Source organism: Timonella senegalensis JC301, assembly GCF_000312125.1.
Classification (GTDB): Bacteria; Actinomycetota; Actinomycetes; order Actinomycetales; family Cellulomonadaceae; genus Timonella; species Timonella senegalensis.
Genome location: NZ_HE978644.1, coordinates 82,887 through 91,882, shown reverse-complemented (window position 1 = coordinate 91,882; position 8,996 = coordinate 82,887). Strand labels below are relative to the sequence as shown.

Sequence of the window (8,996 nt, the reverse complement as noted above, 5' to 3'; positions counted from 1 at the left end):
ATTAAGGGAAATCCCGCGTCTTCCATAAACCCTGGGTTCCCGCAAAACCCAAAAACGCCGGTGGTTTCAGCAAAGCAGCTGAAACCACCGGCGTTTTGTTGTTTCTGTGCGCCTACACGCGCCCACACGCGCCGAGATCCTAGTTGTGACGGTGAGTCCCTAGCTCGCTTCTAGGATTTCACCGTCACAACTAGGATCTCGGTTCTTATTAACGACGATTGTAGTCGCCTTTCAGCCGCAGGCCACGGCCCAGCGCGCTCGGTCCCGTCCACGGCCCAGCGCGTTTGGCCCCTACGGCCTACCGCCGTACGGCATTAGCCTGGAGTCGTACCGCATTCCGGTAATGCGCAACGGAACGCCTGGCCGGGATGCTTCGATGATTTGGTTGCCGCCGAGGTAGATCGCTACGTGGGTGATCTTGTTGGCGTCATTCGATGCGGCACCGTCGCCCCAGAACACGAGGTCCCCTGGACGCATGTCGGAGAGCCTCACTTTGAGCACTTGCTTGTATTGGTCGCGGGAGGTGCGAGGGAGGTTCACTCCGCCTTTTCGCCACGAGATCGAGGTGAGTCCGGAGCAGTCGAATCCGTCTGGGCCGTTGCCACCCCAGATGTATGGCTTGCCAATGTGTTTTTTGGCTTCCTCGATCGCCTTGGCCCCGCCCGCAGCGGATCCCCTGGACACTCCTGTGCCGAGTCCCCATTGACCGTTGCTAACAGGAGGCTTTGGCTTTTCAGTTGTCTTACTTGGCGTTGGGGTGGGCGTCTTGGTTGGGGTGGGCGTCTTGGTTGGGGTAGGCGTCGGAGTCTTCGTGGGTTCCTTCGTGGGCTCCTTGGTCGGTTCCTTCGTGGGCTCCTTCGTCGGTTCCTTGGTCGGTTCCTTGGTCGGTTCCTTGGTCGGTTCCTTCGTGGGCTCCTTCGTCGGTTCCTTCGTGGGCTCCTTCGTCGGTTCCTTCGTCGGCTCCGCGGTTGGTGTTGGAGTCGGGCGCGTGACTTCGTCTACGTCGGGCTTGTCAGCCTCGGCCTGTTCCTCGCGTTCGATGCGGTCGAGCGCCTCTTGCTTCGCTCGCTCGATACGCTCCTTTTCAAGCTGCTCCTGGCGCTTCTTCTCCTGCGCTTCCGTGACGCCACGTGCGTCCGCAATTTCCTTGATGAGTCGCGCGCGGTCCTTCTCCGCGCTCTGCGAGCGCGCCTCCGCTTGTAGCTCGAGTCGCTGAGTTTCGGTGAGCGCGGACTCCGCCGTGTGTCGTTGCGCAAGCGCCTCGTTCGCCGCATCCTGCGCGCTCATGGCAAGGACGTCCGCGACAACGCGGTCGGCCTTGAACTGCTGGAGCATCTTGCCCAGTTTCTTATCGACGATTGCCGTTGCGTTGACTTCGTTCGACAGGTTGGCAAGTCCATCAGCCGTGAGGGCAGCGCTGATCGATTCGAGCCCTGAGCCAGCGTGTGATTCACGGGCGAGCCGCGCCAGGAATCTGCGTGACTTTTCGGCTCGGGCTTCTGCTTCGCGTGCTTTCGCGGACGCGGCATCGGAGAATTTTTGGAGCTTCTCGTAGTCCACAACTGCCGCGCTATAGGACTCCCCTGCAGCGAGCATGTCGTCATAGGCGCGCGACTGGTCGGCTTCCAGTTGGGCGATCTGCACATCCAACGCCGCGATGGTGCGCGCGCGCTCGGCGTCGCTGTAACCCTCGGGGCTGTCCACTGGGTCTGCGCTTGCAGCAGGTGCTGTACACAGAGTGAAGAGCAGGACGCCGGCTAGCGCCCCGGTGACTGTTTTCTTCAGTCTCCGTGGTGCGGCGGGCCCGTGCGCGGGCTGGTTGTGGGGGGTGTAAGCCATGAGTTAACTTCCGAGGCGGTGCGGTTGTCCTAATCGAGACTACCCAAAAGTTGAGTGTTTTCCGTGGTCTTGCGGTTTCCGCACGTCGCGTTTCACCAGCCCACCATCGCGCGTCCGCCACTTTAGTTCAGTCCTCCCTAACACCCCTTCTGTACCGAATCATCCGCGCAAAGCTCCGGTGAATCTCACTATTTGAACGTTCGGATTTCAGATGCTGTCCAACACGTGAGAACTTCGGACATTTCTCTTCCCAGCCCAGTTTGCACCGTGCAAAAGTCGTGACTATGAACAAGCGAATGTGTTGCTAACAAGAACCCAACTGGCTTCCCAGCCCTTGCTTTTTGTTGCACATTTGCATGTCTGCTCCACCCCGCATTTGGGGCACCCGCACGGAGATTCTTCTGAGGAAGAGCCCGAGCCCACGCACATGCGCACAAAGCCAGGGCGGCTCACCTTTTTCGCAGTACACCCAGACCCTGACTTGGAGAAACCCATGACTACCCCTAACTGGTCCTTTGAGACTCGCCAGATTCACGCCGGTCAAGAGGCCGACCCCACCACTGGTGCCCGCGCCTTGCCGATCTACCAGACCACCTCCTTTGTCTTCCCAGACGCGCAGACTGCGGCGGACCGCTTCGCGCTCAAGGACCTCGGCCCGATCTATACCCGCCTCGGAAACCCAACCACCGAGGTTGTAGAGAACCGCATCGCCTCGCTCGAAGGCGGCGTTGGTGCGCTCCTTCTGGCGTCCGGGCAGGCGGCCGAGACGTTCGCCATCCTGAACCTTGCGGAGGCAGGCGACCACATTGTTGCTAGCCCTTCCCTCTACGGCGGCACCTACAACCTGCTCGCCCACACCCTCAAGAAGTACGGCATCGAGACCACGTTCGTTGAGGACCCCCACGACCTCGAGCAGTGGCGTGCGGCCACTCGCGACAACACCAAGCTCTTCTTTGCGGAGTCCATCCCGAACCCCAAGTCCGATGTCTTGGACATCGAGGGCGTCGCCGGAGTGGCCCACGAGATCGGCCTGCCTCTCATCGTCGACAACACCGTGGCTTCCCCCTACCTCATCCGCCCATTCGAGTGGGGTGCGGACATCGTGGTCCACTCGGCCACCAAGTACCTGGGCGGCCACGGCTCGGCCATCGGTGGTGTCATCGTGGACTCCGGGAACTTTGACTACGCCAAGTATCCTGAGCGCTTCCCCAACTTCAACCAGCCCGACCCGAGCTACAACGGACTGGTCTACGCTCGCGATCTGGGCGTCAACGGAATCCTGGGTGCTAACCTCGCCTACATTCTCAAAGCCCGCGTGCAGCTGCTCCGCGACCTCGGATCCTCCATCTCCCCGTTCAACGCCTTCCTGATCGCTCAGGGAATCGAGACCCTGTCTCTGCGCATTGAACGACACGTGGACAACGCCAAGAAGGTTGCGCACTACCTGAACGAGCGCTCCGACGTTGCAACGATCCACTACGCCGGGCTCGAGTCCTCCCCGTGGTACGCGAACGCACAGAAGTACGCTCCACGCGGTGCGGGCGCAATCGTCTCGTTTGAGGTTCAGGGCGGTGCAGAGGCCGGTAAGGCTTTTGTCTCTGCGCTCCAGCTCCACTCGAACGTTGCAAACATCGGTGACGTACGCTCGCTCGTCATCCACCCTGCCTCGACCACGCACTCCCAGCTCACCGAGGAGCAGCTCCTCGCAGCAGGGATCACGCCGGGCCTTGTTCGCCTGTCGGTGGGAATCGAGAACATTGAGGACATCTTGGCCGACCTTGAGCTCGGATTCACTGCGGCGAAGGCCGCCGTCGAGGCCTGACCTTCAAGCACCTTCTGACCATCGAGTATCACCGCGCTGCCGGGTTCGTGCCCTACAAACCTGGCAGCGCGCACTCACAGTTAAGGCAATATCGTGGATCTCATGAGTTCTCAGTCCCCCGTCCCTGCACAGGAATGGACCCGGCACTCCGCGCCGGTGCGTCCGGGATCTCAGCGCGCCACTAACCTTCCCACCTCCGGTGCAGCGCGCCAGAATGCACAGGGGCCTAACCCTGCTCTATCCGTTGTCGAGATCGGAGATGTGGACCTTGAGGCCGGAGGCATCCTGCCCAATGTCCACGTGGCCTACGAGACTTGGGGGACCCTCAACGAAAACCGCGACAACGCTGTCCTCATCCTGCACGCACTCACGGGAGACTCCCACGTCACCCGATCCCTCACCGAACGCGCCGCCGATTCCCCCGCGGGCTGGTGGGAGGACATGGTTGGTCCCGGCGCCCCCATCGACACTGACCGCTTCTTTGTGGTCGCACCCAACGTCCTAGGTGGCTGTCAGGGCACAACAGGGCCCTCCGAACCCGCTCCCGACGGGCTCCCGTGGGGAAGCCAGTTCCCCGTGATCACTGTGCGCGACCAGGTGTCTGCCGAGATCGCGTTCACCAAGGAACTGGGCATTGCCTCATGGAAGTTCATCGCAGGCGCCTCGATGGGCGGGCTCCGAGTCCTCGAGTGGTCGCTCATGGGCCCCGAGCAGGGCATTGGGGTGGAGTCAACCGCCGTCATTGCCTCCTCCGCGCAGGCCACAGGAGACCAGATCGCGTGGGCACACCCACAGATCGCCGCGATCGAGTCCGACCGATTTTTCAATGGCGGTGACTACTACGACAACCCCCAGGGCGAGGGCCCTACAGTTGGCCTCGGAATCGCACGCCAGATAGCGCACACCACGTACCGCAGCGCCAAGGAGTTGGACCAGCGTTTCGGTCGAATCCCCCAGCACGCCGAGGACCCCATGTTTGGCGGGCGCTTCGCCGTCCAGTCCTACCTCGACCACCATGCCGACAAACTCGCGCGGAGGTTCGACGCAAACAGCTACATTGTCCTCACCCAGGCAATGCTGACACACGATCTTGGACGCGACCGCGGCGGAGTCGCCACGGCCTTGCGCACAATCACCACGCCTACGCTCGTGGTCGCAGTGGATTCAGACCGCCTGTTCCTGCCCCGCGAGTCACACCGGATAGTGGCCCACATTCCCTCTGCGGTTCCGCTCGAGGTGATCTCGTCCGACTACGGTCACGACGGCTTCCTGATCGAATTCGACCAACTCGGCCCAATCGTCGCTAAGTTCCTGCGCCAACACTCAAAGAAGAACTAGGAGCAGCCATGCCAGCCACACTCGAACAACTGACCGGGGCGTTCACAGAGCAGTTCGCCAGATTACGAGAGTGGCTGGAGCCGCTAGGCGACACCCTTGGCGGGGCAGCGCAGCTGCCCTCCAGCCGGACGGGCTGGAGCAACCGCGAGCTGGTGGTTGAGATTGGTACGAGCGTTCAGTCACTCATCAACGCGGAGCCGGCCCCCGCCGACACGACTCCCCTGAGCTTGGGCGAGTACACGGGCCACGACTCGGACTTTGACGCGGAGCTCACGCAGAGGGTGCAGGCGCAGGCCGCTGGGCTCACGCAGGGAGTCCTCGAGTATCTCGAGGAGATGCACACTCGCGCTACTGCGAACCTGTTGGCACTCGGGGACGACGAGGACTCAGTAGTACTGGGCGCATTGGGCCCCATCCGGCTGGGAGATCTCGTGCGCACGCGCCTTCTCGATCTGGTGACGTACACGTTGGACCTCGAGGCCTCCGCCGCCGGTCGCATGGACCTGAGCGCAGGAAACACACCCGTGCACGTCCCCGCGTTACGGCTCGTGGCTGACGAGCTACTCGACATCGTGGCCTCACGCGGCGGCTACCCCTTGGAGGTTGTCGATGCCCGGATGTGGACGAGGCTCGCCACCGGACGCGAGCCATACAACACACTCGCTCTCACCAGCGCCATACAGCCAACCGACACTGCCGGTGGGGTACCGGACCTCGGCCGCGTGCTTCCGCTGATCTAGTAGAGCCCGGCGGATGGGGCTCAGGGCAATCGAAAGCACGCCAATGGGACAGGTGCCCTACTCAGAGGCTTCACGCACCTATAAGGTGAGACCATGCGCGCAGGAATAGTTACCTCATTCAACTCAGAATCCCCGCTAGAAGGTCTCAAGGTCGCCGAAGTCGCCGACCCCACGGCGCGGGAGAACTGGTCCACGGTCACCGTCAAGGCGGCGTCAATCAACCACCACGACGTGTGGTCACTCAAGGGAGTTGGGCTCCGCGAGTCGCAGCTCCCCATGGTCCTCGGAACGGACGCTGCAGGCATCACTGAGGACGGCCGCAGGGTCGTCGTCCACTCCGTGATCGGAGCGGACGGGCACGGCGTCGGGCCCACGGAGCGCCGCACGATGCTCTCCGAGTACTACCCCGGAACCATCGCCGAGAAGGTCGCGGTCCCAACCGCTAACCTGATTCCCATCCCCGACGATATGTCCTTTGAGGTGGCGGCGACCCTTCCCACAGCGTGGCTGACCGCCTACGCGCTCCTGTTCAACGGCGCGCAACTGCGTCCCGGTGACTCCGTCCTCATCCAGGGTGCCGGCGGCGGGGTTGCCACTGCGGCCATCCGCCTCGCGGTGGCAAGCGGGGTGACGACCTTTGTAACCTCCAGGTCCGAGGCCAAGCGGGCAGCGGCCGAGGCACTCGGCGCTACCGCGATCGAGCCGGGCGCCCGACTCCCCTACCGGGTCGACGCCGTTATCGAAACGGTGGGGGCAGCCACGTGGTCACACTCGGCCTCGAGTGTCCGCCCCGGCGGAATCATCGCCGTTGCCGGAGCAACCACGGGTGACCCAACCCGCGCCGAACTGAGCAGGATCTTCTTCCAGGAACTCCGCGTCCAGGGCGTCACCATGGGCTCACGCGAGGACTTGCGCGCGCTCGTGAACTTTGTGCAGTCACGCGAAATCGACGTTCCAATCGACTCCGTGTACAGCCTCGACGAGCTCCCGGACGCCGTTGGTCGCATGCTGAGTGGCGACCACTTTGGAAAGATTGTTATTCGGATGGACAACGCGTAGTGCCACAACCCCACAACCCCCACAACACAGAGCCCTCCTGGTTCTCCCTCATTGGTGGCGGTGCCCCGTCCCCTCAGCCTCCGCACGCCCTCGACCATGCGTGGCGCCCCGACGAGTTGGGGCCCCCCTACTTTCAGAGCACGCTGGACCTCGGCGAGGACGACGAGGGCAAGGTCTACGCCACCGTGGTCAAGTACGAGCCGGCGGGGTTTGTACGCGCAGCGCGTGCGGTCCTCTACGTGCACGGATGGAGTGACTACTTCTTCCAAACAGAAACGGCCGAGTTCTGGCACGCCCAGGGATCCGCTTTCTACGCACTGGACCTGCGCAAATACGGCCGTTCGTTGCGGGATTGGCAGACACCCGGCTACGTGGACGACCTCGCCACCTACGCGTTCGATATCTCCGCGGCGCTCACCCTGATCCGCGCGGAACTCGGGGCACACACCTCCATCATGCTCATGGGGCACTCCACGGGAGGGCTCGTCTGCTCACTGTGGGCGCACTACAACCCCGGCGAGGTGAGCGGGCTGGTACTGAACAGTCCGTGGCTCGAGCTGCAAGGATCGTCGATTGTCAGAACAATGAGCCAGCCAGCGCTGGCCCAGCTCGCCCGCATCAACCCCAAGGCGCCGCTGCCCAGCATCGATGCAGGTTTCTATGCCAGGACCATCAACGCCAAATTCGGCGGAGAGTGGGAATACAACGAATCTTGGCGGCCCAACCCCAGCTTCCCCGTGAGGCCGGGCTGGCTTTCCGCGATCACCACAGGCCACGCGCGCGTAGCGCGCGGCCTCCACATCACCGCACCCATCCTGGTCCTCGCGTCCACCAAGACCACGATCCTAGCCCGATGGTCCGATGAGATGCTGCGCTCCGACTCCGTCCTCGAGGTTGACCAGATAGCGCGACGAGCTGTGCAACTCGGCGAGAACGTGACAGTGCGGCGCATTCCTGAGGGAGTCCACGATCTCGCGCTATCCCCAAAGCCCGTCCGGGATGTGTACTACGAGTCAATCCGGCAGTGGAGCACGGCCTACGGCTGGTCAGGCACGGTCAACTGACGTGGTTCCGCTCCTATTGGGCTAGGGGTGGCACTGAACCCTAAGCATCCTAGGCCTTGCGCCCAGAGACAATCAGTGCACACGCCTCCGCGCGCGCCAGCGTGCCCCCACGAACCACAGTGCGGCAATCACGAGGAACACCGCGGCATACACGAGCCCCAGTTTCATTCCGGACTCCACGCTCATCCGCATGTGGTGTCCGAGCTGCTGCTGGACAACATCGCCCAGCGTTCCACTCCCGCTACCCTCCGCGAGGTTCTGCGGGACCTGACCCACGAGTGAACTGGCGGCCCACAGGACGATCCCGCCCACTGCCATGCCAACAAAGTACAGGTGCCGGTTCGCCGGGGCCAGCCACAGCCCCGCCACGAGGAACACGACCGTCATGATCGGCAGCACGGCAGACAGGACGGACAGCGTGGAGTAGAACTGGCTGAGCTCGGTGACCTCGCCATCGCTCAGGTATGGGACAACGAGGTTGAGCTTCTCAACCTCCTTATCGATCGCGGGCACCCCGGTCGGATTCTCATTCCAGACCTTGACGAGGTCCGAAAGGTCCAGGTACAGAGTCCCTGCCCGGAAGTGCGGGTCCGCGATTGGTTTGGATCCGCGCAGTGCGTCGAGTAGCACCGTGTGACTGGCCCTGTTGGCGTCCTGCCAGACCACCCTCGCGTCTGGGGACAGAATAACGCCGCGCAGGTAGATGGGAAGCCAATTGTCGATGCCCTGTTCAATGGCCTTGGTCTGCTGCCGTGAGCTCATGGAGGAGTAGGCCTGGGGGTCTGCAATGAGTCCCGGTGGCAGCCCTTGCGCCCGAGGGTCGGTCTGCAGGTAGTCGGCGATTCCCTTGATCACCCTGTCCTTGTCGATCTGCTTCCACAGCGCCGCTATGATCTCCTCGCCTGCGAGGTCTTGGCCCTCGGGGTCGTTGAGGGTAGCCGAAGCGACCTCAGCAAACTTGTCGGAGTTGGTCAGGACCCCGAATGAGCCCACAACCAAAGTTGCCGCCCCCGCCAGCACGACCGCGAGAAGGAGGCAGACAACGCTGCCAATCGCGCGCGCTGTGATCACCCATGGCGGCCTCGGCTCGGGCCAGTTCTCCGTGTGCGGGAGGGGCGCCTTGGCCAACCGCTC

At 62.9% G+C, this 8,996-nt stretch carries 7 protein-coding genes; 5 read left to right on the top strand and 2 right to left on the bottom strand.

Annotation, left to right across the window (positions count from 1 at the left end; translation table 11 throughout):
• Window positions 1-291: 291 nt before the first annotated feature.
• Complete coding sequence (locus tag HGSM_RS14480) at window positions 292-1,839, bottom strand: C40 family peptidase (protein WP_019148847.1); 1,548 nt, start codon at window positions 1,837-1,839, stop codon at window positions 292-294.
• A gap of 493 nt (window positions 1,840-2,332) precedes the next feature.
• On the opposite strand from HGSM_RS14480, the gene HGSM_RS11140 reads away from it, so the two are divergent.
• From HGSM_RS11140 to HGSM_RS11120, 5 genes are all read left to right on the top strand, one after another.
• A complete protein-coding gene (locus HGSM_RS11140) occupies window positions 2,333-3,661 on the top strand; it encodes a bifunctional o-acetylhomoserine/o-acetylserine sulfhydrylase (protein WP_019148846.1) in 1,329 nt (442 codons plus the stop codon).
• A gap of 102 nt (window positions 3,662-3,763) precedes the next feature.
• On the top strand, window positions 3,764-4,999 hold the full coding sequence (metX, locus tag HGSM_RS11135; RefSeq protein WP_081581473.1) for a homoserine O-acetyltransferase MetX: 1,236 nt from the start codon (window positions 3,764-3,766) through the stop codon (window positions 4,997-4,999).
• Window positions 5,000-5,007: 8 nt separating this feature from the next.
• The gene (locus tag HGSM_RS11130) at window positions 5,008-5,739 is read left to right on the top strand and encodes a maleylpyruvate isomerase N-terminal domain-containing protein (protein ID WP_019148844.1); all 732 of its coding nucleotides are present in this window, start codon (window positions 5,008-5,010) and stop codon (window positions 5,737-5,739) included.
• Between the two features lie 93 nt (window positions 5,740-5,832).
• Entirely contained in the window at window positions 5,833-6,798 is a 966-nt protein-coding gene (locus tag HGSM_RS11125) for a zinc-binding dehydrogenase (protein WP_019148843.1), read from the top strand.
• Window positions 6,798-7,862 (top strand): alpha/beta hydrolase, encoded by a 1,065-nt coding sequence (locus HGSM_RS11120; RefSeq protein WP_019148842.1) that lies wholly within the window; start codon window positions 6,798-6,800, stop codon window positions 7,860-7,862. Before HGSM_RS11125 ends, HGSM_RS11120 begins: the two co-directional genes overlap by 1 nt.
• 72 nt (window positions 7,863-7,934) lie before the next feature.
• On the opposite strand, the gene HGSM_RS11115 is transcribed toward HGSM_RS11120, so the two are convergent.
• Window positions 7,935-8,996, bottom strand: a 1,062-nt coding sequence (locus HGSM_RS11115) for a hypothetical protein (RefSeq protein WP_019148841.1), incomplete at its 5' end; no start/stop codon positions are given.

Coding starts and splice junctions, on each gene's coding strand:
- HGSM_RS14480 (WP_019148847.1), bottom strand. CDS start 1,839: ATGGCTTACACCCCCCACAACCAGCCCGCGCACGGGCCCGCCGCACCA.
- HGSM_RS11140 (WP_019148846.1), top strand. CDS start 2,333: ATGACTACCCCTAACTGGTCCTTTGAGACTCGCCAGATTCACGCCGGT.
- metX (WP_081581473.1), top strand. CDS start 3,764: ATGAGTTCTCAGTCCCCCGTCCCTGCACAGGAATGGACCCGGCACTCC.
- HGSM_RS11130 (WP_019148844.1), top strand. CDS start 5,008: ATGCCAGCCACACTCGAACAACTGACCGGGGCGTTCACAGAGCAGTTC.
- HGSM_RS11125 (WP_019148843.1), top strand. CDS start 5,833: ATGCGCGCAGGAATAGTTACCTCATTCAACTCAGAATCCCCGCTAGAA.